The sequence below is a fragment of the Solemya pervernicosa gill symbiont genome (assembly GCF_002020875.1).
Lineage (GTDB): Bacteria > Pseudomonadota > Gammaproteobacteria.
In genome coordinates, this window is record NZ_MPRL01000003.1 from 14,039 (window position 1) to 37,094 (window position 23,056).

General features: G+C 51.9%; 27 protein-coding genes. 22 read left to right on the forward strand and 5 right to left on the reverse strand.

What is annotated here, in order from left to right; translation table 11 throughout:
* Positions 1-12: 12 nt before the first annotated feature.
* Both infA and BOW52_RS01330 read right to left on the reverse strand, forming a co-directional pair.
* Complete coding sequence (gene infA, locus BOW52_RS01325) at positions 13-231, reverse strand: translation initiation factor IF-1 (protein ID WP_078482350.1); 219 nt, start codon at positions 229-231, stop codon at positions 13-15.
* Between the two features lie 163 nt (positions 232-394).
* A complete protein-coding gene (locus BOW52_RS01330) occupies positions 395-616 on the reverse strand; it encodes a hypothetical protein (protein WP_135621920.1) in 222 nt (73 codons plus the stop codon).
* Between the two features lie 539 nt (positions 617-1,155).
* Here BOW52_RS01330 and BOW52_RS01335 point away from each other — a divergent pair.
* From BOW52_RS01335 to BOW52_RS01355, 5 genes are all read left to right on the forward strand, one after another.
* Entirely contained in the window at positions 1,156-1,434 is a 279-nt protein-coding gene (locus BOW52_RS01335; RefSeq protein ID WP_078482282.1) for a hypothetical protein, read from the forward strand.
* 135 nt (positions 1,435-1,569) lie between these two features.
* A protein-coding gene (gene prfB, locus BOW52_RS01340; RefSeq protein WP_135621922.1) for a peptide chain release factor 2 occupies positions 1,570-2,668 on the forward strand; the annotation gives its coding sequence in 2 pieces (ribosomal slippage) (positions 1,570-1,644 and positions 1,646-2,668; 1,098 coding nt in all).
* Positions 2,669-2,701: 33 nt separating this feature from the next.
* On the forward strand, positions 2,702-4,195 hold the full coding sequence (lysS, locus tag BOW52_RS01345) for a lysine--tRNA ligase (RefSeq protein ID WP_078482284.1): 1,494 nt from the start codon (positions 2,702-2,704) through the stop codon (positions 4,193-4,195).
* 17 nt (positions 4,196-4,212) lie between these two features.
* Complete coding sequence (gene greB, locus BOW52_RS01350; protein ID WP_078482285.1) at positions 4,213-4,722, forward strand: transcription elongation factor GreB; 510 nt, start codon at positions 4,213-4,215, stop codon at positions 4,720-4,722.
* Between the two features lie 24 nt (positions 4,723-4,746).
* The gene (locus BOW52_RS01355) at positions 4,747-5,784 is read left to right on the forward strand and encodes a GDP-D-glucose phosphorylase 1 family protein (protein WP_078482286.1); all 1,038 of its coding nucleotides are present in this window, start codon (positions 4,747-4,749) and stop codon (positions 5,782-5,784) included.
* 20 nt (positions 5,785-5,804) lie between these two features.
* Here the strand turns inward: BOW52_RS01355 and BOW52_RS01360 are convergent, their stop codons facing one another.
* On the reverse strand, positions 5,805-6,644 hold the full coding sequence (locus BOW52_RS01360) for an HDOD domain-containing protein (RefSeq protein WP_172840055.1): 840 nt from the start codon (positions 6,642-6,644) through the stop codon (positions 5,805-5,807).
* A 43-nt stretch (positions 6,645-6,687) separates the two neighbouring features.
* Positions 6,688-7,728 (reverse strand): CAF17-like 4Fe-4S cluster assembly/insertion protein YgfZ, encoded by a 1,041-nt coding sequence (gene ygfZ, locus BOW52_RS01365; RefSeq protein WP_078482288.1) that lies wholly within the window; start codon positions 7,726-7,728, stop codon positions 6,688-6,690.
* Between the two features lie 198 nt (positions 7,729-7,926).
* Between ygfZ and sdhC the strand changes: the two genes are divergently transcribed.
* From sdhC to BOW52_RS01395, 6 genes are read left to right on the forward strand one after another with little or no spacing between them, the layout of a single operon-like run.
* The gene (gene sdhC / locus BOW52_RS01370) at positions 7,927-8,298 is read left to right on the forward strand and encodes a succinate dehydrogenase, cytochrome b556 subunit (RefSeq protein WP_078482289.1); all 372 of its coding nucleotides are present in this window, start codon (positions 7,927-7,929) and stop codon (positions 8,296-8,298) included.
* On the forward strand, positions 8,295-8,630 hold the full coding sequence (sdhD, locus tag BOW52_RS01375) for a succinate dehydrogenase, hydrophobic membrane anchor protein (RefSeq protein WP_078482290.1): 336 nt from the start codon (positions 8,295-8,297) through the stop codon (positions 8,628-8,630). Before sdhC ends, sdhD begins: the two co-directional genes overlap by 4 nt.
* Positions 8,627-10,390 (forward strand): succinate dehydrogenase flavoprotein subunit, encoded by a 1,764-nt coding sequence (gene sdhA, locus BOW52_RS01380; RefSeq protein ID WP_078482291.1) that lies wholly within the window; start codon positions 8,627-8,629, stop codon positions 10,388-10,390. The genes sdhD and sdhA overlap by 4 nt, the downstream gene beginning before the upstream one ends.
* A 16-nt stretch (positions 10,391-10,406) precedes the next feature.
* Complete coding sequence (locus BOW52_RS01385) at positions 10,407-11,108, forward strand: succinate dehydrogenase iron-sulfur subunit (protein ID WP_078482292.1); 702 nt, start codon at positions 10,407-10,409, stop codon at positions 11,106-11,108.
* Complete coding sequence (locus BOW52_RS01390) at positions 11,105-11,365, forward strand: FAD assembly factor SdhE (RefSeq protein WP_078482293.1); 261 nt, start codon at positions 11,105-11,107, stop codon at positions 11,363-11,365. The genes BOW52_RS01385 and BOW52_RS01390 overlap by 4 nt, the downstream gene beginning before the upstream one ends.
* Positions 11,328-11,798, forward strand: coding sequence for a protein YgfX (locus BOW52_RS01395; RefSeq protein WP_135621923.1), 471 nt, complete (start codon positions 11,328-11,330; stop codon positions 11,796-11,798). Before BOW52_RS01390 ends, BOW52_RS01395 begins: the two co-directional genes overlap by 38 nt.
* Here the strand turns inward: BOW52_RS01395 and nadB are convergent.
* Positions 11,772-13,385: an L-aspartate oxidase gene (gene nadB, locus BOW52_RS01400; RefSeq protein ID WP_078482294.1), complete on the reverse strand. Its 1,614-nt coding sequence runs from the start codon at positions 13,383-13,385 to the stop codon at positions 11,772-11,774. The genes BOW52_RS01395 and nadB overlap by 27 nt on opposite strands.
* Positions 13,386-13,527: 142 nt before the next feature.
* Here nadB and rpoE point away from each other — a divergent pair, with 142 nt between their 5' ends.
* The 11 genes from rpoE to recO all read left to right on the forward strand — a co-directional run bounded on the left by rpoE (position 13,528) and on the right by recO (position 23,037).
* Positions 13,528-14,103 carry an RNA polymerase sigma factor RpoE gene (rpoE, locus tag BOW52_RS01405; protein ID WP_078482295.1) on the forward strand — a complete coding sequence of 192 codons (576 nt, stop codon included), beginning with the start codon at positions 13,528-13,530 and terminating at the stop codon, positions 14,101-14,103.
* Between the two features lie 9 nt (positions 14,104-14,112).
* The gene (locus tag BOW52_RS01410; protein WP_078482296.1) at positions 14,113-14,670 is read left to right on the forward strand and encodes a sigma-E factor negative regulatory protein; all 558 of its coding nucleotides are present in this window, start codon (positions 14,113-14,115) and stop codon (positions 14,668-14,670) included.
* A 7-nt stretch (positions 14,671-14,677) separates the two neighbouring features.
* Positions 14,678-15,649: a MucB/RseB C-terminal domain-containing protein gene (locus tag BOW52_RS01415; RefSeq protein ID WP_172840056.1), complete on the forward strand. Its 972-nt coding sequence runs from the start codon at positions 14,678-14,680 to the stop codon at positions 15,647-15,649.
* A 4-nt stretch (positions 15,650-15,653) separates the two neighbouring features.
* Complete coding sequence (locus BOW52_RS01420) at positions 15,654-16,115, forward strand: SoxR reducing system RseC family protein (protein ID WP_078482298.1); 462 nt, start codon at positions 15,654-15,656, stop codon at positions 16,113-16,115.
* 38 nt (positions 16,116-16,153) lie between these two features.
* Positions 16,154-17,575, forward strand: a complete 1,422-nt coding sequence (locus tag BOW52_RS01425; protein ID WP_078482299.1) for a DegQ family serine endoprotease — start codon at positions 16,154-16,156, stop codon at positions 17,573-17,575.
* Between the two features lie 160 nt (positions 17,576-17,735).
* Positions 17,736-19,529 (forward strand): translation elongation factor 4, encoded by a 1,794-nt coding sequence (gene lepA, locus BOW52_RS01430; RefSeq protein ID WP_078482300.1) that lies wholly within the window; start codon positions 17,736-17,738, stop codon positions 19,527-19,529.
* Between the two features lie 28 nt (positions 19,530-19,557).
* On the forward strand, positions 19,558-20,343 hold the full coding sequence (gene lepB, locus BOW52_RS01435; RefSeq protein WP_078482301.1) for a signal peptidase I: 786 nt from the start codon (positions 19,558-19,560) through the stop codon (positions 20,341-20,343).
* Positions 20,344-20,365: 22 nt separating this feature from the next.
* Positions 20,366-20,755: a DUF4845 domain-containing protein gene (locus BOW52_RS01440; protein ID WP_172840058.1), complete on the forward strand. Its 390-nt coding sequence runs from the start codon at positions 20,366-20,368 to the stop codon at positions 20,753-20,755.
* A 4-nt stretch (positions 20,756-20,759) separates the two neighbouring features.
* Positions 20,760-21,422, forward strand: a complete 663-nt coding sequence (gene rnc, locus BOW52_RS01445) for a ribonuclease III (RefSeq protein ID WP_078482303.1) — start codon at positions 20,760-20,762, stop codon at positions 21,420-21,422.
* A complete protein-coding gene (gene era / locus BOW52_RS01450; RefSeq protein ID WP_078482304.1) occupies positions 21,419-22,318 on the forward strand; it encodes a GTPase Era in 900 nt (299 codons plus the stop codon). The genes rnc and era overlap by 4 nt, the downstream gene beginning before the upstream one ends.
* Before the next feature lie 17 nt (positions 22,319-22,335).
* Entirely contained in the window at positions 22,336-23,037 is a 702-nt protein-coding gene (recO, locus tag BOW52_RS17965) for a DNA repair protein RecO (RefSeq protein ID WP_172840059.1), read from the forward strand.
* Positions 23,038-23,056 lie beyond the last annotated feature (19 nt).

The following is a 23,056-nucleotide window of genomic DNA, read 5'->3' on the forward strand; positions in this document are numbered from 1 at the left end:
TCCTCTGAGTGATCAGCGAGCGCGGTAGGTGATGCGACCCTTGCTGAGATCGTAGGGGGTCAGCTGCACGGTGACCTTGTCACCGGTAAGAATGCGGATGTAGTGCTTGCGCATCTTCCCTGAGATGTGAGCGGTGACGACGTGACCGTTCTCTAACTCAACGCGGAACATGGTGTTTGGCAGGGTGTCGATCACCGTGCCTTCCATTTCGATATTTTCTTCTTTTGCCATTCGGCCCTTGCTCTCTCTCTGATAATTCAGGCTGATCACGTCTTCGATTATCTGCTAGGAACGAAGACAGCTATTTTAAAGGGCGCTAATTATCGCAGCTTTTGCACGATAATGCACCGTTTTATCTACCTGAAATCAGTATAGAGAGAGGGACGTATAACCGCTACACGGCGCGTTTTAATGCGGTCGATGACCACGCTACGTGCGGGTGAATTACGTCTCTCCCCACAACAAGCTCAATCTTGAAGAAGTGATAGAGCGTGTTCTGATCGACAACCTCAGGGCACTCACTCTTTAACCGCTCAAGATGCTGGGGACTCAGGTAGAGAAGGTTAGGACGGACGCCGTGTTTCTGCTCAAACTGGTTGGCTAGTCTGTAGATCATGCTCAACATAGTTAGTGCCTCCAGGTGTTGCTAGTGACGGTGGAAAACTGCGTAATCCGTTACATCTACATCAATGTTATCGCCTTACTCAGAGTAAATTTTAGCCCTTTCATTGATGATTGCCACAATATCTTGTGGTTTAGTGGTTGGGTGGGCACAAGCCATATAAGTAGAATTAATGAAATAGGCGTTTAGAATGACATTTCTTATAAAAAAGTGTGACCATGTTCACACTTTAATTTCGATTTGATCAATATCTTCTAACTGAATGATAAAAAAGATTATTTGTTAAATTGTGCAAAATTGTTGGGTATAAATTATGAGCTGTCGTATCGCTAGATGCGCTCAAACTCAAACTAATGATTCATAAATGATGAGCATGTAAACCACACTACCCATGTGTAAATATGGCACTACTTTTTTATACTCACTTTAAACTCAATAAGTTACATAAGGGATTAAAGAAACTTTTTAACTTAGCCGCTATAATCTGCAACAAGTAAATGAATCCCATTAGACTACCTAGAAATGAAATATTGATGAAAACTGCTCTTCTGCTCACAGCTATCGCTTCTACACTTCTGCTCTCAGGATGCAACAACGACCAGTGGCATGGCTTTGTCTATACCGACCGTTATGATCTGAGTAACTACGCCTATGTTGGTAACTATGAGACCCTCAAGGAGTGTCGAATTGAAGTGGTACTAAAGATGAAAGCCTCCAACAGGTTAAGAGGTGGCGACTACGAGTGTGGCTTCAATTGTAAGCGTGATAAGAATGGGAAAATGGCTCCAATCTGTGAGTCTTCATCACGCTAGTTACCATTCAAGTCCAACTCTATATCCCTCGCGGCTGTACATCACAGCGCTGACTACGATTAATCCGTTCACCCTATGCCCCGTCTGTAGTATTATTCGGCGCTTTCTTGCCAAGACTAAGCTACGGATATCGTAATGCTGGAAATCAACCAATACATTCAAAAAATCAAAGAGATGCGTGGGCGTACAGATGCCCTTAGGGGGTACCTTTGACTTCGAAGTCCGTAGTGAGCGCCTAACAGAGGTCAAACGCGAACTAGAAGATCCCGCTGTCTGGAACGAGCCGGAACGTGCGCAGGAGTTAGGGCGCGAGCGCTCCCAGCTAGCGAAGGTGGTTGAAACGATCCTTAATCTCGATGCAATTCTCAACGACTCCTCAGATCTACTCGAGATGGCGGGTGAAGAGGATGATCAGGAGAGCCTGGATGCCGTGATCGACGATCTCGAGAAGGCTGAGACAGAGCTGGTCGAACTTGAGTTCCGTCGCATGTTCTCCGGCGAGACCGATCCCAATAGCGCCTATGTTGATATCCAGGCCGGCTCTGGTGGTACCGAGGCGCAGGACTGGGCCAATATCCTGCTACGTATGTATCTGCGATGGGGTGAGCGACGTGGTTTCAAGACCGAGCTTATGGAAGTCTCCGATGGTGAGGTGGCGGGTATAAAGTCTGCCACGATCCGTTTTGAGGGTGAGTACGCCTTCGGCTGGTTGCGTACCGAGATCGGCGTACATCGCCTGGTGAGAAAATCACCCTTCGATTCCGGCAACCGCCGCCACACCTCATTTGCCTCGGTCTTTGTATCACCCGAGATCGATGACAATATCGATATCGATATCAATCCAGCCGATCTGCGTATCGATGTCTATCGTGCCTCGGGGGCGGGTGGTCAGCACGTCAATCGCACCGAGTCAGCAGTTCGAATTACCCACAATCCCACGGGTACCGTGGTGCAGTGTCAGAACGACCGCTCACAGCACAAAAACAAGGACCAGGCGATGAAGCAGCTCAAGGCGAAGCTCTATGAGCTGGAGATGCAGAAGCGCAGTGCGGAGTCGCAGGCGCTGGAAGAGACCAAGTCCGACATCGGCTGGGGCAGTCAGATCCGCTCCTATGTGCTCGACCAGTCGCGCATTAAGGATCTTCGTACCGGGGTTGAGACCGGTAACACCCAGGCGGTACTCGATGGCGACCTGGATGATTTTATTGAAGCAAGTTTAAAGAGCGGTCTGTAGAGACCGGGCTACGCAAGAGTAGAGAGATGAATAATGAGTGAACAGCAGGACGAAAATAAGCTGATAGCCGAGCGTCGTCGCAAGCTATCCGATATCCGCGAAAATGGTGTCGCCTTCCCTAATGATTTCCGTCGCAACGTGGTTGCGGCCGAACTCCATGCTGAGTATGGCGAGAAGGATAACGAAGCGCTGGAGGCGACACCGATCCGTGTTGCGGTAGCGGGCCGCATGATGCTCAAACGCGTGATGGGTAAGGCGAGTTTTGCCACCCTGCAGGATATGTCGGGGCGCATTCAGCTTTTTGTTCAGCGCGATTCACTTCCAGAAGGGCTCTACAACGAACAGTTCAAGAAGTGGGATATCGGTGACATTATTGGTGCTGAGGGCGCACTGTTCAAGACCAAGACTGGCGAACTTTCCGTTAAGGTCGATTCGCTCAAACTGCTGACCAAGGCACTACGTCCACTGCCTGATAAGTGGCATGGACTGACCGATACCGAGGCGCGTTACCGTCAGCGTTATGTCGATCTGATTATGAGTGATGTGACTCGGGATACCTTCCGTGTGCGTTCGGCGGTCATCAGCTACATGCGAAAATTCTTCGACTCTCGTGGTTTTCTTGAGGTCGAGACACCGATGATGCAGGCGATACCGGGTGGTGCCACAGCACGCCCCTTCAGCACCTTCCATAATGCACTCGATATGGAGCTCTTCATGCGCATCGCGCCAGAGCTCTATTTGAAACGGCTGGTTGTCGGTGGCTTTGAGCGTGTCTATGAAATTAATCGTAATTTCCGTAACGAAGGCCTTTCGACGCGTCACAATCCCGAGTTCACCATGGTCGAGTTTTATGAGGCCTACGCCACCTATCACGACCTGATGGATCAGACCGAGGCACTGCTGCGTGGCATTGCTGAAGATGTGATCGGCTCTACCAAGATCACCTATCAGGGTGAGGAGTACGACTTTGGAAAATCCTTTACACGTATGACGGTCAAAGAGTCGATCCTTCACTTCAATCCCGAGCTAACTGATGCCCAGCTCGATGATATGGATCAGGCACGTGCCATTGCAGAAAAGCTCGAGATCCCGCTCAAGGATGGTTATGGCCTGGGCAAGGTTCAGATTGAGATCTTTGAGAAGACCGTTGAGCATCGCCTCAAGGACCCTACCTTTATTACCGCTTACCCGACCGAAGTTTCACCACTGGCACGTCGTAGCGACAACGACCCCTTTGTCACAGATCGTTTTGAGTTCTTTGTCGGTGGCCGTGAGATTGCCAACGGCTTCTCCGAGCTTAACGACGCCGAGGATCAGGCCGAGCGATTCCAGATGCAGGTTGCTGAGAAGGATGCTGGCGATGATGAGGCGATGCACTACGACGCCGACTACATCTGCGCGCTGGAGCACGGTATGCCACCGACAGCGGGAGAGGGGATCGGTATCGATCGTCTGGTCATGCTCTTCACCGACTCACCCTCGATCCGTGACGTACTGCTCTTCCCCCATATGCGTGCGGTTGAGTAACAACATCTCAGATCAAGATGGGTAGGTATCGTCCGCCGCAGAAACCGGGATCGAAGTACATCACTCCCGAGGGAAAGCAGAAGCTCGATGAGGAGCTCGACTTTCTCTGGCGCAAGAAGCGCCCCGAGGTGACAGCGGCACTCTCAGCAGCGGCAGCAGAGGGAGATCGCTCGGAAAACGCTGAGTATATCTATCGAAAAAAACAGCTCGGAGAGATTGACCGCCGAGTCCGTTTTTTAAGGAAACGACTCGAAAACATCGCGGTTGTTGAGGGTGAACCCGATGATCCTCGCACGATATTTTTTGGTGCCTGGGTCAGACTTGAAAACGAGACGGGTGATGAGCGTTCCTATCGCGTCGTTGGACCCGATGAGTTCGATATGGATGAACGTTATATCAGCATGGACTCACCGATGGCTCGTGCCATGATGAAGCGTCGTATCGATGATTCATTCACCGTAAAACTCCCCTCGGGTGAGGCGGAGTTCTATATCGTCGATGTCAGTTACAAACCATTTCAGCAGTAACCATTATCAGAGTGAAGGCCCCACGTGAAACAGAGTGACCTCTTTAGCTCCAGCACAAACTTTCGCTCAGCCTTTGAAGCGGGTCTCTTTACGATGCTGGGCAATGAGGGGCTCGGAACCTTTATTCTCGCCTGCGCTAACGCAACCTTCGATCACGATATCTATCGGGTGATGGAGGGCGATCTGCGAGCACTCTTCACCGCCAAAATGGGGTTTTACCAGCAGATGCTGGAGAAGGGCTATCAGATTACCGATAGCGATGAGGACCTGCTGGTTTTTCTGAAAATGGCTGCAATCGGATTCGAGGCGCTCGATATTACTGAGGATAGATCGATTGATGGTTGGAATGTTCAGTTCAACCACCTGAGGGCGTTTCGTCCACGACGCCTGACCGCTGAGGCAACGACTGGCATTCGAGCCGAATACGATAAAAACTGTTTTAACTTCAACAAACCCTTTCTGCAGAGTGAGAAACTCTGGGAGGGGGATTTGATGGGGCGTGAGATCTCACTCTTCTACAATAAATACCCCTTCGCTGAACTACATACGCTGCTGGTTCCGGAACGAAACCGAGGCCTGCCGCAGTTTCTGACCGAGGTGGATCATCGCTATAGCTGGCAAGTTGTCGAATCACTTGCCGACTCGATTCCGGGTGTTGGCATCGGCTATAACGCCTATGGCGCACTGGCATCGATCAACCATCTCCATCTGCAGATGTTTATTCGTGAGACGCCGATGCCGGTTGCCTCATCGCAGTGGCAACACAACGGTGGTGGGCGAGCCTATCCAGCACGGTGTGAACGCTTTGATGATGCAGATGTAGCCTGGCAACGAATCGAAGAATTTCATCAGCAGGAGATTCCCTACAATCTGCTCTATCTACCTGGCAGACTCTACTGTTTTCCACGGCTTTCGCAGGGAACTCACCCCGTGCCGGCCTGGAGTAGTGGTCTGACATGGTGCGAGATGTCGGGTGGGATGTTGACCTTCAATCGTGATGATTTTGAGCGTCTCGATAGCAATACCATTGAACAGGCGCTGGCAGAGACCAGTCTGAAATAGCCAAACTGGCTCAACGATAGTTAACCGAGCAGAATACTCTGGACCGCCTCGATCTGTTCGGCGTTGTCATCGATATCACCGATGTGAATCTCCGGCTCAATGCCGACCTTGTCAAAGGCTGGAACAGTAGAGCCATCGACAGAGGCCAACGGATGATCGGTGCCTGCATAGCTCTGCAGATTGGCGACGATGACCAGATCTGTGTAGTCGACCGGCCCATCATGGTCACGAGTGATATCCTCATGATTCGCCGCCACATCGATCAACTCCTGGGGAAACTGCCACGATTGTAGAATCTTCCGCCCCAGATCTGTGTGTAATTCTCTGACGCACCGATCAAGAAGCTCGATGTTTTTGATCATGGTGCGATACCCTTCCGCCTTTGAGAGTACGGGCAGTGCGCCGATATCGTGAATCAGGCCTGCCAGCAGTGCCTCATCGGGATCGAGATGGGGAAAGGCCATCGCCAGAACTCGAGAGATGGCAGCCACGTTGACATGGTGTTCCCAGAGGGTGCGTAACCGCGTATCGAGTGCCTCACTGGTCGCCTGAAACATCTGTTGCATCACCAGACTGGTAATCAGGTTGCGCGTCGTTGTCAGCCCCATTCGCGAGATCGCCGTTTTCAGGTTTTCAATCGGTGCACGGGCGCGATAGAGAGGGCTATTAGCCACTTGAAGCAGACGCGCTGATAGCGAGGGATCGGTTGCGGTAATAGCAGCCACTTCAGTGACACTACACTCTGGATCTTCAACAGTATCGCGTGCCTTGAGCGCAACCTCAGGCAGAGTAGGTAGAACCAGTGTGTTATTGGCTAAGTCAGCTTCGATTTCGGCGATGAAATCCTCTTTGGTATCCACCGTGATGGCCCCTTTATATTGGTTGGGTTACAAACCATTGCGTTTACGATGCAGCTTCTTCGATCTCAAACGGGTAGGGCAGATCATTGATGCTCAGTGTAGGGCCCTCTGCATCGGTGAGTTGAAGTCGGTCGGCCTCGGCACTGCTGATCTGGGTGACGACCAGCAGAGAGTGACCACCTTCAGGGTGTGGGGCTACTCGGACCACTTTACCGGAACCCTGATTGGACTCTGACTCTGGGTCAAACAGCTCATCACCAGGAGATGGGGCCGCTGAACTATCGACATGGGCGAGGTACATGCGACGTTTGAGCTTACCTAGGTACTGCATGCGTGCCACCACCTCCTGGCCTGGGTAACAACCCTTGCGGAAACTGACACCCTCGACCAGCTGTAGATTGACCATCTGTGGCACGAATGCCTCGAAGGTCTCGGTGAAGATTTGAGGTAGACCCGCCTCAGTATCGAGCAGCTCCCAACCATCGGCCCCTGTGGGTACCGCGTCACTGAGTTGTTGCCAGAGCGTTTTTACCGCTTCGACGTCACCACATATCTCATAACGCGGTGATGTTGATGGAATTCGCTGGATGGAGACGGAGTTGTGGGTTACTGCAAAATCGTTCTCGGGTAGCTCGCCCATTATGCTCTTTAATTGCTGTTGGCAGGCATCACCACTAACGCCTATTCGAATCAGCTCGTCGCTGAGATCTGTCAGTGTGACCTTGGCGCGGAGAATAAACATCTGCAGGCGCTTAAGAATCGGTTCGACCAGTGGACGAGGTAGCTTCAGATAGAAGGCGTCGTTGTGCTGATAGATGGTGAAGATCGCCAGCATGCGCCCCTTGGCGCTGCAGTAGGCGCTGAGTTGACCGATATTCTCATCGACTTCACGCATATCGTTGGTGAACTGATTCTGCAGATAGTCACGCGCCTCTTCACCCTCAACTCGGATGGTGCCGAAATGGCTAAGATCGCAGATCAGGTTGTCTGTAGGTGATGGGGTGTCTTCAAATCCACTCACCGTGCCTGTGTCATCAAACTGTGCTTTCGCGCTCTGTAAAAAGCTATTCCATTCAGAATTCATCGTTTCGCTCTCAGGCAATAGGTATTGCTCGATTCTATGCAATCGAGTCCACAATGTCAGCTCAATACACCTCTGATAGAGGGGGAATTCAGTGCTCATCGGGGGAGGAAATATTAATGTGCTTCAATCTATGCTAAAGCTATAGGCAGTGAGTACCAACGACCCGCTAATCGATCAATTCAAGGAGTAGTCAGTAGTATGCAGCGTCGTCCGGTCTACCTTAATCTCTTCAAGATTACGCTACCCGCAACTGCCTGGGTCTCTGTTCTGCACCGCGCCAGCGGTGTGTTGATGTTTCTCGCTATTCCCGCTTCGATCTATCTGTTGGGACTCTCGCTGCGCGATAGCAGCGGTTATAACCAGGTGCTCTCCATCTTGAGTCATCCCATCTCACTGTTGGTGATGCTGTCGATGCTCTGGGCTCTCATTCACCATCTACTGGCCGGTATCCGCTTTCTGCTTATCGATATCGACATTGGTATTGAGAAGGAGTCGAGTCGACGCAGTGCCTGGTGGGTTGTTATTGCTGCCCTGATCCTGACGTTGATGATCGCCGGAGTTTTAATATGAGTCACGGTGCGCAGGGGATGAATGCCTGGCTGGTGCAGCGCATCAGCGCGATCTACATCGCACTCTTTCTAATCTATCTGCTACTCATCCTCGCCATCGACCCGTTTCTCTCCTTTGATGGTTGGCAGGAGTGGATGGCATCTCCACTGCAGACGATCACCTTCTCGCTCTTCTTTATCGCGCTACTGCTTCATGCCTGGGTCGGTATTCGCGATGTCATACTCGACTATATCCATCCAACCCTGTTACGACTGCTGATGCTGACACTATTAATGGCGCTGTTACTGGGTGAGGCGGTCTGGGTATTTAAAATATTACTGGGGGCGGGATGACAATTGCGCATCGCAAGTTTGATACCTTGATCATCGGAGCCGGCGGCGGTGGTCTGCGTGCAGCGCTGCAGCTGGCTCGGGCCGAGGCCCATGTCGCAGTGGTCTCCAAGGTATTCCCGACACGCTCACATACCGTCGCGGCACAGGGTGGGGTTAATGCGGCGTTGGCCAATGTACTGCCCGATAACTGGCACTGGCATATGTTCGACACGGTCAAGGGGAGTGACTACCTCGGTGATCAGGACGCGATCGAGTATATGTGCCGTGCCGCTCCGCGAATCGTCTATGAGCTGGAGCACTTCGGCGTCCCCTTCTCACGACTCGATAACGGCAAGATCTATCAGCGCCCCTTTGGTGGTCAGAGTCGCGACTTTGGTGGTGAGCAGGTGGCGCGTACCTGTGCGGCGGCCGACCGAACCGGCCACGCCATACTCCATTCGCTCTACCAGCAGAATATCAAATCGCGCACCCACTTCTTCGATGAGTACTTTGCGGTCGATCTGCTCAAGGACGATGAGGGTAATATCTTAGGTGCGCTGGTGTTCGATATCGCCAGCGGTGAGCCGATGATTATCGAGGCGAAGACCACTCTGATCGCCACCGGTGGGGCAGGGCAGCTGTTCCGCACCAATACCAACGCACTGATCAACACCGGCGATGGCATTGCGATGGCGCTACGTGCCGGTATTCCAGTCCAGGATATGGAGTTCTTCCAGTTCCACCCGACCGGTATCGCCGGCAAGGGGATGTTGATTTCTGAGGGAACGCGGGGTGAGGGTGGCTATCTAGTCAATGGCGAGGGCGAGCGCTTTATGGAGCGATATGCACCACGTGCCAAAGATCTTGCCAGTCGCGACGTGGTGAGTCGAGCCATCGCCATTGAGCTGCGCGAAGGGCGAGGCTGTGGCCCTGAAAAGGATCACGTACTGCTCAAGGTCGATCACGTTGGTGAAGAGGTGATCCGTAAACGTCTGCCCGGCATCCGTGATCTCTCGATGACCTTTGCCCATATCGATCCGATCGATGCCCCCATTCCAGTTGCACCTACCGCCCACTACACCATGGGTGGCATTCCGACCAACCGCTTCGGCCAGGTCGTGACACCTCTCGATACGGCACCCGAAGAGCCGGTCCCTGGGCTCTATGCTGCAGGGGAGTGTGCCTGTGTATCGGTACACGGGGCCAACCGTCTTGGTGGTAACTCGCTGCTCGATATTTTGGTCTTTGGTCGCGCGGCGGCCAACCACATCATTGATCACCTGAAGCACAACCGACACCATCGCCCACTCAATCAGGCGAGCGTCGATCAGGCGATGGCACGTCTGGAGCGCTGGGATCGAACCGATGGTAGTGAAACCGTCGATGGACTGCGGAGTGAACTACAGCAAGCCATGGAGACATACTGTGGCGTATTCCGTACCGAAGAGGTTCTGCGCGAGGGGCTAGAGAAGGTGAGTGAGCTCGAGCAACGTATGGATCAGGTTGCGTTACATGATCACAGCCGGGTGTTTAACACGGCACGTGTCGAGGCGATGGAGCTTGAGAACCTGATGGGCCTGGCATTGGCCACCGTTAGCTCCGCCCTGGCGCGCACCGAGAGCCGAGGTGCCCACTCTCGAATTGACTACCCCGATCGTGATGATGTGAACTGGATGAAACACTCTCTCTACTTCCACGATGATCGTCAGGTCGACTATAAACCGGTTCGGCTCAAACCGGTCTCGGTTGACTCCTTCCCACCCAAGGAGCGGGTCTACTGACCCGGTACTGACTGCGATGCGATTCTCAATCTACCGATTTAATCCTGAAGTCGATAAGACGCCTTACATGGAGAGTTGTGAGCTGGCCGATGAAAAGCTCTCTCCCGGCATGATGCTGCTTGATGCACTCAAACTACTTAAAGTAAAAGATGAGAGTCTCGGCTTTCGTCGCTCCTGTGGTGAGGGTGTCTGTGGTTCTGATGCCATGAATATCAACGGTACCAATGGACTCGCCTGCATCACACCACTCGACTCACTCAAACAACCGATTGAAATCCGTCCGATGCCAGGCATGCCGGTGATCCGTGATCTGATTGTCGATATGGAACCCTTCTACCGTCAGTACCGCGAGGTGAAGCCCTATCTGATCGTTAACGATCCGGAACCCGAGGTGGAGCGACTGCAAAGCCCCGCTGATCGTGACAAACTTGATGGCCTTTATGAGTGCATTCTCTGCGGTAGCTGCTCCACCTCATGTCCCTCATTCTGGTGGAATCCCGATAAGTTCCTGGGGCCTGCGGCACTGCTGCAGGCGTGGCGTTTCCTCGCCGATAGCCGTGATCAGGAGGCCGAGGCACGGCTGGAAGCACTGGAAGGTCCCTACAAGCTGTTCCGCTGTCACACCATCATGAACTGTGTGCAGGTCTGCCCTAAGGGACTTAATCCGACCCGTGCGATCGGCAATATTAAACAGATGATGTTAAAGCGCTCGGTATGAGTCTGGATGACGATGAACGTAAGCTGGCAAGACTGCAGTGGCAGTGTCGGCGTGGTATGCGAGAGCTTGATGTGCTGCTTCGTGATTATCTGGATGAGTGTTATCCAGAACTGGATGACAAAAAGCGGGGTGAGTTCGAGCGGCTATTAACATCGGCCGACCAGGAGCTGCTGGAGTGGTTGATGGGACGTGCCGAACCCATGGATGGAGAGTTACAAGGTGTCGTCAAACAGATCCGTAGCCACGCCCAACGTTGAACTGCAGCCATCTGCTGAGTTCACTGTTGTTCTACTGCTCCTGCATGCCGCCGCAGCGATTACTCTCGCGCTAACTGAATTGAATATAGTTGTGGTGTTGATGCTCTTCCTGTTGTTAACGGTCAGCCTCTATTACTCAATTCACCGCTTCGCTCGATTGAGCCACCGCCACGCCGTTTTGCGAGCGGTTCATCGTGAGGAGGGATGGCTGTTAACGCGCCGTGATGGATCAACTGTAACGGCCTCATTGCTGGCCGAGAGTTATCTACACCGATTATTCACTATTCTGCGCTTTGCTATGGAAGGTAGAAGCGTGTGTGTAGTGATCTGGCGCGATATGCTTGATGCCGATTACCGACGACAACTGGTTGTCGCACTGCGAAGCCTTCAGCAGGAAGATCTTGCTTCAGGGCGTCAGGATGGTCGTTTGTGAGGTGAGAAGTTCATCTGTTTGCGGATAGTCGATGGTGTAGTGGAGACCGCGTGACTCCGTGCGACTTTGTGCCGAACGGATAATCAGATCGGCCACCTGCGCCAGGTTTCGCAGTTCAATCAAGTCGTTACTGATGCGGAAGTTACCGTAGTACTCATCAATTTCTCGCAACAGTAGGTCGACGCGACTTTTGGCCCGCTGCAACCGTTTATCACTGCGCACGATGCCGACGTAGTCCCACATGAAATGGCGTAGTTCATCCCAGTTATGCGAAACCACTACCTCCTCGTCGGAGTCGGTCACGCGGCTCTCATCCCAGGCGGGTACTGCGGCGGGTGGTGGCATCGTATCGACTGCTGTCGCAATAGCATCGGCTGCGGCTGAGGCAAACACCAGGCACTCCAGCAGCGAGTTACTGGCCATGCGGTTGGCGCCGTGAAGGCCGGTATAGGCGACCTCACCGACGGCAAACAGACCATCGATATCGGTCTGCCCCTGCTGGTCTGTGACGATGCCACCGCAGGTGTAGTGGGCAGCAGGCACCACCGGAATCGGCTCCTGGGTAATGTCGATGCCAAACTCGAGACAGCGCTTCTGCACAGTTGGAAAGTGTTCGGCAATGAATTCGGCTGAGCGGTGGCTGACATCGAGCAGAAGGTGGTCGGCACCGAGCCGTTTCATCTCGTGGTCGATGGCACGAGCGACAATATCGCGTGGTGCCAGCTCGCCTCGCTCATCGAAGCGGTTCATAAAGCGGTTGCCATCGGGCAGCAGCAGTCGTCCCCCCTCACCACGTACCGCTTCGGTAATCAGGAACGATTTTGCCTGGGGGTGGTAGAGACAGGTGGGGTGAAACTGGATGAATTCCATGTTGCCGACTCGACAACCGGCGCGCCACGCCATCGCGATTCCATCGCCGGTTGAGATGTCGGGATTGCTGGTATAGAGATAGACCTTGCTGGCCCCCCCAGTGGCCAGCACCACAAAGCGCGAACGCACCGCATTGACGCTATCCTGTTGACGATCGAGCAGGTAGGCACCGTGACAGCGCTGGTCATCAAGACCCAGCTTGGAGCCGGTGATGAGGTCGACTGCAATATGACGTTCCAGCAGGGTGATGTTGCTGCGCTGTTTGATCTGTCCGAGTAGGGTGGTCTCAATCTCACGACCGGTGGCATCCTTGGCGTGGATAACACGACGGTGGGTGTGGCCACCTTCACGAGTGAGGTGGTAGCAGGTGTCACCCTCAGCCGACTCCTCGGTGGTGAAATCGACACCGTTCTCAATCAGCCACTCAATCACCTTGGGGCCGTTTTCAACGGTATAATTTACGATCTGCTCATCGCAGAGTCCGGCACCTGCATTGAGTGTATCCTTGACGTGTGACTCGATCGAATCGTTCTCTTTATCAAGTACGGCCGAGACGCCGCCTTGAGCGTAGAGGGTACAGCCCTCACGCAGACGCTCCTTGGAGACAACGGCAACACTGAGATCAGAAGGGAGGCGAAGTGCGGTACTGAGGCCGGCCGCACCGCTGCCGATGATCAACACATCGAAGTAGGGGGTGTTTTCTGCTGTTTGAGTCACTATCTAATACGGTTATTTTGTCGAAAAGGCATGATGAACGGCAATATACCCTCTTTTAGACGTCACTTGCGAACTATCTTCCAACACCATTGTCGTATCACCCATAAGCGGGCTACGGCCATATAATAAGGGGTAGCCCCGAATGGGCAGCCAAGCAACAGATCAAGAGCTGGTAGTACGTGTCCAGGAGGGTGATAAACGCGCCTTCGACCTGCTGGTGCTCAAGTACCAGCAACGTATTATCAAACTGATCTCACGTTACATTAAGGATCAGAGTGAGGTGCTGGATGTGACGCAGGAGGCCTTTATTAAGGCCTACCGGGCGATCGCAAAGTTTCGTGGTGATAGCGCCTTCTACACCTGGCTCTATCGGATTGCGATCAACACCGCCAAGAATTATCTGGTCAGTCGCGGTCGCCGGCCGCCCAGTAGCGACATTGATGCCGATGAGATTGAGAAGATCGACGCACCGGCCACGATGCGTGATGGGGATTCGCCTGAAGCGCTAGCGATGCGTGATGAGGTGATGCAGACCGTATCAACAACGATTGAACGGCTACCTGAGGAGCTGCGTACAGCGATTCTGCTACGCGAACTCGAGGGCATGAGTTATGAGGAGATAGCACAGACGATGGAGTGTCCCGTGGGGACGGTGAGATCGAGAATCTTCCGTGCCCGCGAAGCGATCGATAAGCAACTGAGAGAACTCGAGAAGTAGAGGTGAATTATGAGCGATAAAGTCGGCGAACAACTCTCGGCCTGGATCGATGGTGAACTCAGCGCTGAGGAGCTAGAACTCTTCTACAAACGTATTGGTGAGGATGGTGAGCTGCGACGCCGTTGGCAGAGCTACCACCAGATCGGTGATGCGATCAGCGGACACGGCACCTCTATTCAAGATGATCAACTGGCCGATCGTATCGCCAGTGTGTTGGTCGACGAGCCGGCGCCAACGATGCAGCGTCGAAACTCTCTGACCTCTCGATTCATAAAACCGTTGGCTGGGTTTGCAGTCGCCGCTTCGGTCGCAACAGTCGCCGTGCTGGCCCTGCAGTTTAATGCACAGGTCTCTATTGATGGTGGCGGTGAACTGGTTGCCGAGAAACCTGCTGAACCGGTTGAATATCGCCGTCTTGCGGGACTCGAAGAGTATGGTCCGCGCCCCAATCTGCAGCGGGAGCTCGATCGCTACCTGGTGGTCCACAGTGAGCAGCTATCTGGCAGAAGTATTCAGGGTATGTCACCGATCAGGAGAATCGCCGTTGAGCGCGCAATGGTCGAGTAGAGGCACTATGTTTAACCGTACCCTTACCATTCTGATCGGCTGGCTACTGCTCTGGAACGTTGCTGCTGTCAGCGGCGCAGATGCGCAGATGCTGCTCGAAAAAATGCGCACCGCGATGGAGAACCTCAGCTACGAGGGCGATTTTGTCTTCAAGCAGGGTGATCATCTTGAGCCGATGCATATCCTCCACCAAGGGAGTGCCGATGGTGGTGGTGAACGTTTAACCACTCTCTCCGGGGTTCATAGCGAGATCGTTCGCCGTGGCGGCGGTCGGCAGTGCATCTATACCGGCGGAAGAAAACCGAAGGTCGATGTTGCTGGTGATTCGCATACACCCTCAACCCATCTTCTGCCCTATGCGGCCTTCGGCAGTATTGAGCAGCTCTCTCGAAACTACTCAATAGAGCTACTGGGACAGGACCGGATGGCTGGTCGAATGGCCGATGTGATTGCCATCGAGCCACCCGACAAACTCCGCTATGGCTACCGCCTCTGGCTCGATGCTGAGAGAGCGCTTCTACTCAACTTTATGGTGCTGGATAACGAAGGTGAGCCGATAGAGCAGCTGATGTTCACCTCTTTAAAGCTAATGGATAAGGTTCCAGAAGCGTGGCTAAAATCAGAGGCGTGTCGTCTTCGTCAGGCCGACAGCAAATCGGTTGAAGTGCAGCAAGAGCACGGAGCCGCTGGGTTGTGGGAGAGTAGGGCGCTGCCGAGCGGATTTGAACTTACACTCAATCAACAGCGTTCCAGTCGGCAGGTCGAGCACCTGGTCTACTCCGATGGTCTGGCTACGGTGTCGGTATTTATCGAACAGGCCGGTGAGGCACATCTACCTGATGGGTCCCACGCGATGGGGGGTTCGGTCAACGCGTTTTCACGCTTTGTAGAGCCACACCAGATCGTCGCTGTTGGTGAGGTGCCAGCCGCTACGGTTAAGCTGATCGCTGAATCGATTCAGCAGAAATCTACGGACTGACTCCGTGATTGAGGAGCAGGCTCAGGTTGTTCGAGTTGAGAGTGGAGAGGTCTGGGTTGAGACGCAGCGAAAGAGTAGCTGTGGTAGCTGCGCTGCGAATAGAGGCTGTGGAACTGCCGTTCTTTCGAAGGTGCTCGGGAACCGCACAACACCCATTCGTGTCATATGTGATGTGCCGGTAGGTGTAGGTGATCAGGTCGTCATTGCGATCCGTGAGGAGGCGTTGGTGCGCGGGTCGCTTGCCGTCTATATGGTTCCGTTGTTGGGTGTCTTGCTGGGTGCGATGTTGGGTGAGTGGATGGCGCCACAGTTGGGCACCGCTGTTGAGATGAGCACTATTGTGGGCGGAATAACAGGTATGTTGATCGGACTCTTCTGGTTGCGCCTCTTTAGCCGCAAGATCGGTAGCAGTCCACTCTATCAACCGGTTGTTGTTAAGAGAGTTGAAACTCTGAATCAGATTTAGCGTCTGCTCAGAGAAGCGAGATAATAATTGGAGTAAGCATGAACAGAGTATTTGATATAAGCCGACATCCCTTTCTGGCAGCGCTATTGGTGATTTTCTCAAGCCAGGCGTTCGCCGTATCACTTCCCGACTTTACCGAACTGGTAGAGGAGAATAGTGCCGCTGTAGTCAATATCAGCACGGTACAGAAAGTACAGGGTAAGCGGGTGATTCCCCATGTGGAGATCCCCGACCTGCCTGAGGATAGCCCCTTTGGTGAGCTGTTCCGTAAATTCTTCGGTGAAGGTGGTGAAAGTGAAGGGCTGGAACGTGATGCTCGCTCACTAGGCTCTGGTTTTATTATTTCGAATGATGGTTATGTTCTAAGCAACTACCACGTGGTCAAGGATGCCGATGAGATTATCGTGCGTCTTAATGATCGTCGCGAACTGAAGGCGGAGTTGGTCGGGTTTGATAAACGCAGCGATATCGCTCTGCTCAAGATCGAAGCCACTGATCTACCTGTTGCCCGTATTGGCAGCTCCGAACAGTTGCGACGTGGTGAGTGGGTGCTGGCAATTGGCTCGCCTTTTGGCTTTGAGTCATCCGTGACCGCCGGTATTGTCAGTGCGACGGGCCGTAATCTGCCGAGCGAGAACTACGTCCCCTTCATTCAGACCGATGTCGCAATCAATCCGGGTAACTCGGGTGGTCCGTTGTTCAATCTTGACGGCAAGGTGGTCGGTATCAACTCACAGATCTATAGCCGCACCGGCGGGTATATGGGCCTCTCGTTTGCGATTCCGATTGAGGTGGCAATGGATGTGGTCGCACAGCTGAAGGATAAGGGACACGTTACCCGCGGCTGGCTTGGTGTACTAATCCAGGATGTTACCCGTGATCTCGCCGAATCATTTGGTATGAAGAAGCCACAGGGTGCACTGGTTGCACAGGTATTACCGGGTGGGCCTGCAGAGAACTCGGGGCTTCGTGTTGGTGACATTATCCTTGAGTTCAATGGCCATCACGTTGATAGCTCAGGCAAACTACCGCCAGTGGTTGGTAGAACCCCCGTGGGTAAACGTGTTCCGGTCACGGTGCTGCGCGAGGGCAAGCAGCAGAAGATCTGGATTAAACTCGGCGAGCTCCCCGATGAGGCGGAGCTGAAGAGCAGCAAGCAGAATCTGCGTAGCCACTCCGATAATCGTCTTGGTGTCGATGTGATCGAGCTGACTAATGAGCAGCGCGAGTCGCTCGAACTGAGTGAGTATGGTGTGCTGGTCGAGGCGGTCAAACCAGGTCCAGCGGCACAGGCAGGGATACATCGTGGTGATGTGGTGGTGATGATCAATAACATCAATGTGAAGGATACCCGCCACTTTGAAACACTGATCAAGGAGCTACCCGCAGGCAAAAGGGTTGCACTACTGGTTCAGCGTCGCGGTGGCCCGGTGTTCCTGGCGATTCGCGTGCCCGAATAGTCGCCTAAATCCTGGGCTGGGGTGCTTATCCAGCCGTTTTCAGGATATAATCGGCGTAATCCAGAGCGGGGGGTGCAGTTGCACCCCCCGCTTGATATTCAGCTCAAAGAAATCTTGAGATATCAAACAGGTAAAGTAGGTGTCCTCTCCCGTGTCAGATATGAAAAATATCCGTAATTTTTCGATTATTGCCCATATCGACCATGGTAAATCGACCATTGCCGACCGTTTTATTCAGTACTGTGGCGGTCTGGAGGATCGGGAGATGTCTGCTCAAGTGCTTGATTCTATGGATATCGAACGTGAACGTGGCATCACCATCAAGGCTCAAAGTGTGACGCTCGACTTCAAGTCGAACGATGGCAACACCTATCAGCTCAACTTTATTGATACTCCGGGACATGTCGACTTCTCCTACGAGGTCTCCCGATCACTCGCAGCCTGTGAGGGGGCACTACTAGTGGTCGATGCTGCACAGGGCGTTGAGGCACAGAGTGTGGCCAACTGCTACACCGCCATTGAGCAGGGTCTCGAGGTGGTGCCGGTACTGAACAAGATCGACCTGCCCTCAGCCGATCCTGAGAAAGTGATCAACGAGATCGAAGAGATCATCGCCATTGAGGCGGAGGATGCCGTGCGGGTTAGTGCCAAGACCGGTGTCGGTATTCCTGACCTGCTAGAGCAGTTGGTGCAACGAATTCCACCACCAGAGGGTGATGTGAATGCGCCGCTACAGGCGCTGATTATCGACTCCTGGTTCGACAGCTATGTGGGTGTTATTTCGCTGGTGCGAGTGGTGCAGGGGCGTATGACACCCAAGTCGAAAATGCAGGTGATGTCGACAGGACGGACTCATCTGATCGAGAAGGTCGGCATCTTTACACCCAAACGCAACGACCTTGAAGCGCTCGAAGCGGGGGAGGTTGGATACGTTATTGCCGGTATCAAGGAGATCGATGGCGCGCCGGTGGGCGATACCCTGACCGGTGCAGTTAATCCCTCGGAAACAGCACTGCCCGGTTTTCAGGAGATGCAGCCTCGCGTATTTGCAGGTCTATTTCCGGTTAGCTCCGACGATTACGAAGATTTTCGTGATGCTCTGCAGAAGCTAAAACTCAATGATGCGGCGCTTCACTACGAACCAGAAACCTCCCAGGCGTTGGGTTTTGGTTTCCGTTGTGGCTTCCTTGGTGTGCTTCATATGGAGATCATTCAAGAGCGCCTCGAGCGCGAGTACGATCTTAATTTGATCACCACCGCACCCAGTGTTATCTACGAAGTGCTCGATACCCAGGGCGAGCAGATCGAAATCGATAATCCCGCTAACCTGCCGCCGACCAATAAGATCGACGAGATTCGCGAACCTATTATCATGGCCAACATTCTGGTTCCGCAGGAGCATGTTGGTAATGTTATAGGGCTCTGCATAGAGAAGCGCGGTGTACAACGCAAGATGCAGTACCACGGAAACCAGGTGGCGCTCAGCTATGAGTTACCGATGAGTGAGGTGGTGCTCGATTTCTTCGATCGTCTTAAATCAGTCAGTCGTGGCTACGCCTCCTTCGACTACGCCTTTGAACGTTTTCAGGCCGCCCCTATGGTCAAGCTCGATGTGATGATCAATAGCGAGCGTGTCGATGCACTCTCTATCATCGTACATAACGATCAGGCACAGTTTCGTGGTCGAGATCTGGCCGATAAGTTACGCGAGATCATCCCTCGGCAGATGTATGATGTTGCCATCCAGGCAGCCATCGGTAATCACATTATTGCCCGTACCACGGTCAAGGCACTACGCAAGAACGTGACTGCCAAATGTTACGGTGGCGACATCACTCGTAAGAAGAAGCTGCTGGAGAAGCAGAAGGCGGGTAAAAAACGCATGAAGCAGGTCGGCAGGGTAGAGATTCCTCAGGAGGCGTTTCTAGCCATTCTGCAGGTTGGAAAAAAATAAACCCCACATGGATATGTAAAAGAGCGCTATGTCATTCGATTTTCCCGCAGTTCTGGTTCTGGCTACTTTAGTAACGGGTGTTATCTGGGCCGCTGATGCGATGTTTTTCGCCAAATGCCGAGCGGCGCAGGCCTCCGGTGGTGAGACCAAAGAGCCAGTTGCCGTTGAGTGGTCGCGCTCGTTTTTTCCGGTGATCTTTGTTGTTCTCATTCTGCGCTCATTTGTCGCAGAGCCCTTTCGCATACCCTCTGGTTCAATGATGCCTACCCTGTTGGTGGGTGACTTTATTCTGGTCAATAAGTTTTCTTACGGTCTCAGGCTGCCTGTTGCTGATACCAAGGTTATCGAACTGGGCTCACCCAAACGTGGCGATGTAGTGGTGTTTCGTTACCCGAAAAATCCCTCTATCGACTACATTAAACGTGTAGTGGGAATACCTGGCGACAAGGTTGGCTACTTCAATAAGCAGCTCTACATTAATGGTAATCCGATTAAGCAGAAATCAAAGGGCGTTTATATTGGTGATGGAGCGGGCGCTGAGATGACAGGGGCCAGTCTGCGTGATGAGTCGCTAGAGGGTGTAGAACATGAGATTTTAGTAGTACCGGACAGTAATGGCATGGAAGGGGAGATTGTTGTGCCGAAGGGGCAATACTTCGTTATGGGTGACAATCGAGACCGTAGCAATGATAGCCGTTATTGGGGTACAGTTTCCGACAAGCATCTGGTTGGTAAGGCATTTTTTATCTGGATGAACTGGGACTGGAACGGTGGTGGTGTTCAGTGGCAGCGAATTGGAAGCAGTATTGATTAATAACGGTTCTATGAGGATGGATATGATGAATAATAAAATTGCATACTCACAACGTGGTGTAACGGCGCTGGGCTGGATGATTATTCTAGCGATGATCGCTTTTTTTACCTTACTCGCCCTGCGTGTGGTGCCGATGTATCTCGAATACTCCAATGTTGTTTCCATTATGGAATCAATCAAAGATGAGGCTCAGGAGAGTAAAAAGTCGAAGAAAGATCTTAAGAAAATGATTACACGCCGACTAGATATGAATGATGTAACAAACGCGACAGTCGAGGACGTGAAGTTCGAAGAAAAGAGTAACAAAATGACCGTGACCATCGAGTACGAGGTCAGGCAACCGATGGTTAAACAAATCGGTATTGTTGGCTCATTTAATAAGAGCGTTGAATACACTACTCCTGCACGTTGATATTATGCTCGACCGCCTACAACAGCGCCTTGGTTATCGTTTCAAGGATGAGACGCTACTACAAAAGGCACTGACCCATAGAAGTGTAGGTAGCAATAATAATGAGAGGCTGGAGTTTCTAGGTGATGCCATTCTAGGAATGGTGATAGCAGAATCACTCTTTCAACAGTACCCTGAGGAGCGAGAAGGCGCATTAAGCCGAAGGCGTGCATCGATCGTTAAGGGTGAGTCACTTGCGGTAGTGGCTCGCATGCTTAATCTGGGCGAATTTATCAAACTAGGTCCTGGGGAGCTCAAGAGCGGAGGCTTCCGCCGTGACTCAATTCTTGCTGATGCTGTTGAGGCTATTCTGGCCGCTATCTATCTCGATTCAGAGATTAACACCGTTCGAAAAACGATATTGACTCTGTTCGAGTCTTTAATCGACAGCTCAATGGATCCCGCGTTACTAAAGGATCCAAAAACCAGGCTTCAAGAGTATCTACAGAGCCGTAAGATTGATCTACCCATCTACGAGGTGATCTCAATCTCAGGAAAAGATCATAATCAGTTGTTTCAGGTCAGTTGTTGTCTGGCATCACTGAATATCAACACCAAGGGAGAGGGTGGCAGTAGACGTCAGGCAGAGCAGCAGGCTGCTGAAAAAGCACTGGATGAAATTAAATGAATAGTAGTGAACAATTCCGTTTTGGTTATGTGGCGATACTGGGGCGACCTAATGTTGGAAAATCAACACTGCTAAATCATCAGCTCGGACAAAAAATCAGTATTACCTCTAAGCGTCCCCAGACAACTCGCCATTCTATTCTTGGTATTAAGACCACAGACAACTACCAGATTGCATACGTTGATACGCCAGGCATCCATGAGGCGACCAAGGCGGTTAATCGCTATATGAACAGGTCTGCGATATCTGTTATCCATGATATCGATGTAGTGATCTTCGTTGTTGATAGAATGCAGTGGCGTGATGAAGATGAGCGTGTACTAGAGATCGCAAAACAGAGTGGTGTACCCATTATTTTAGCGATCAACAAGATCGATATGATAGAAGATAAAGAGAAGCTGCTCCCTTATCTAGGGGAGGTCTCACAGAAATATAGTTTTGCTGCGCTAGTACCAATCTCCTCTAGCCGAGGCATGAATCTCGATATGCTTGAGGAGACGGTAGCAAAATACCTACCTCAATCTGATCCGCAGTTTAGCCCCGATGAAGTCACTGATAAGAGCGTGCGCTTCCTTGCCGCTGAAATCATTCGTGAAAAACTAACACGGAATCTTGGAAAAGAACTACCATACTCTCTGACGGTTGAAATTGAAGACTTCAAAGAGGAGCAGGGTCTGGTTACGATTCATGCGCTAATTTGGGTAGAGCGTTCGAGTCAAAAGGCCATCGTGATTGGTAAGGCAGGAAAGATGCTCAAGGAGATAGGAGAGAAGTCGCGTATTGATATTGAACGCATGTTGGAACAGAAGGTATTCCTTAAGCTTTGGGTGAAAGTTAAAGAGGGATGGGCTGATGATGACAGGGCGCTGAAGAGCCTTGGTTATAACGATAAATAGAGTATGAGTCGACTGTAGTGGTACGTGTCGATGCACATCCATGTTATCTCCTCCATTCGAGACCCTATCGTGAAAGCAGTCTGATTCTTGATGTGTTCAGCTTTTCATACGGTAGAGTAGCCCTTATCGCTAAGGGTGCACGCAGTTCAAAATCTCGCCTTAAACCTGTGCTCACACCCTTCAATCAACTATTGATTAGCTGGAGTGGGCGAGGTGACCTATATACTCTGAGAGAGGCAGAGACTACTCACACATCCCTCCCGCTTCTGGGTAGTCGGTTGATTAGTGCTCTCTATCTCAATGAACTCATAAGAGACCTATTACACACAGAAGATCCTTGCGAGGATCTTTATGATCTCTATGAGAGAACCCTTAATGAGATTCGGCATGGTGACACGATTGACCATTCACTAAGATTGTTTGAAAAACATCTTCTTGAAGTGATGGGGTACGCGCTAATACTAGATCACGAAGCTGTTAATGGGGCACCGCTTGAAGATCTATTGTGTTATCGATATGAGATTAATAACGGACCTGTAATATGTGATTGCAACAATCGTGGGGCTGTTTTTAGAGGTCGTGATTTAATCGCATTTTGCAATGAGAATTTTGAAAGTGAAGAGTCTCTTAAATCGTCAAAGCGGCTAACTAGGTTAGTCCTGTCAAATCTAATTAGTCGAAAAGAGATAAAGAGCCGTTCACTCTTCAGTGTGCTCTAACTATTATTCCAGATATCAC

Excerpts from the sequence above, each read along its gene's own strand:
- sdhC (WP_078482289.1), top strand. The coding sequence starts at position 7,927 with ATGCAGCGTCGTCCGGTCTACCTTAATCTCTTCAAGATTACGCTACCC.
- lysS (WP_078482284.1), top strand. The coding sequence starts at position 2,702 with ATGAGTGAACAGCAGGACGAAAATAAGCTGATAGCCGAGCGTCGTCGC.
- BOW52_RS01410 (WP_078482296.1), top strand. The coding sequence starts at position 14,113 with ATGAGCGATAAAGTCGGCGAACAACTCTCGGCCTGGATCGATGGTGAA.
- BOW52_RS01335 (WP_078482282.1), top strand. The coding sequence starts at position 1,156 with ATGAAAACTGCTCTTCTGCTCACAGCTATCGCTTCTACACTTCTGCTC.
- BOW52_RS01390 (WP_078482293.1), top strand. The coding sequence starts at position 11,105 with ATGAGTCTGGATGACGATGAACGTAAGCTGGCAAGACTGCAGTGGCAG.
- BOW52_RS01330 (WP_135621920.1), bottom strand. The coding sequence starts at position 616 with ATGATCTACAGACTAGCCAACCAGTTTGAGCAGAAACACGGCGTCCGT.
- lepB (WP_078482301.1), top strand. The coding sequence starts at position 19,558 with ATGTCATTCGATTTTCCCGCAGTTCTGGTTCTGGCTACTTTAGTAACG.
- lepA (WP_078482300.1), top strand. The coding sequence starts at position 17,736 with ATGAAAAATATCCGTAATTTTTCGATTATTGCCCATATCGACCATGGT.
- infA (WP_078482350.1), bottom strand. The coding sequence starts at position 231 with ATGGCAAAAGAAGAAAATATCGAAATGGAAGGCACGGTGATCGACACC.
- era (WP_078482304.1), top strand. The coding sequence starts at position 21,419 with ATGAATAGTAGTGAACAATTCCGTTTTGGTTATGTGGCGATACTGGGG.
- BOW52_RS01415 (WP_172840056.1), top strand. The coding sequence starts at position 14,678 with ATGTTTAACCGTACCCTTACCATTCTGATCGGCTGGCTACTGCTCTGG.
- BOW52_RS01440 (WP_172840058.1), top strand. The coding sequence starts at position 20,366 with ATGATGAATAATAAAATTGCATACTCACAACGTGGTGTAACGGCGCTG.
- BOW52_RS01385 (WP_078482292.1), top strand. The coding sequence starts at position 10,407 with ATGCGATTCTCAATCTACCGATTTAATCCTGAAGTCGATAAGACGCCT.
- BOW52_RS01425 (WP_078482299.1), top strand. The coding sequence starts at position 16,154 with ATGAACAGAGTATTTGATATAAGCCGACATCCCTTTCTGGCAGCGCTA.
- ygfZ (WP_078482288.1), bottom strand. The coding sequence starts at position 7,728 with ATGAATTCTGAATGGAATAGCTTTTTACAGAGCGCGAAAGCACAGTTT.
- sdhA (WP_078482291.1), top strand. The coding sequence starts at position 8,627 with ATGACAATTGCGCATCGCAAGTTTGATACCTTGATCATCGGAGCCGGC.
- rnc (WP_078482303.1), top strand. The coding sequence starts at position 20,760 with ATGCTCGACCGCCTACAACAGCGCCTTGGTTATCGTTTCAAGGATGAG.
- sdhD (WP_078482290.1), top strand. The coding sequence starts at position 8,295 with ATGAGTCACGGTGCGCAGGGGATGAATGCCTGGCTGGTGCAGCGCATC.
- greB (WP_078482285.1), top strand. The coding sequence starts at position 4,213 with ATGGGTAGGTATCGTCCGCCGCAGAAACCGGGATCGAAGTACATCACT.
- rpoE (WP_078482295.1), top strand. The coding sequence starts at position 13,528 with ATGGGCAGCCAAGCAACAGATCAAGAGCTGGTAGTACGTGTCCAGGAG.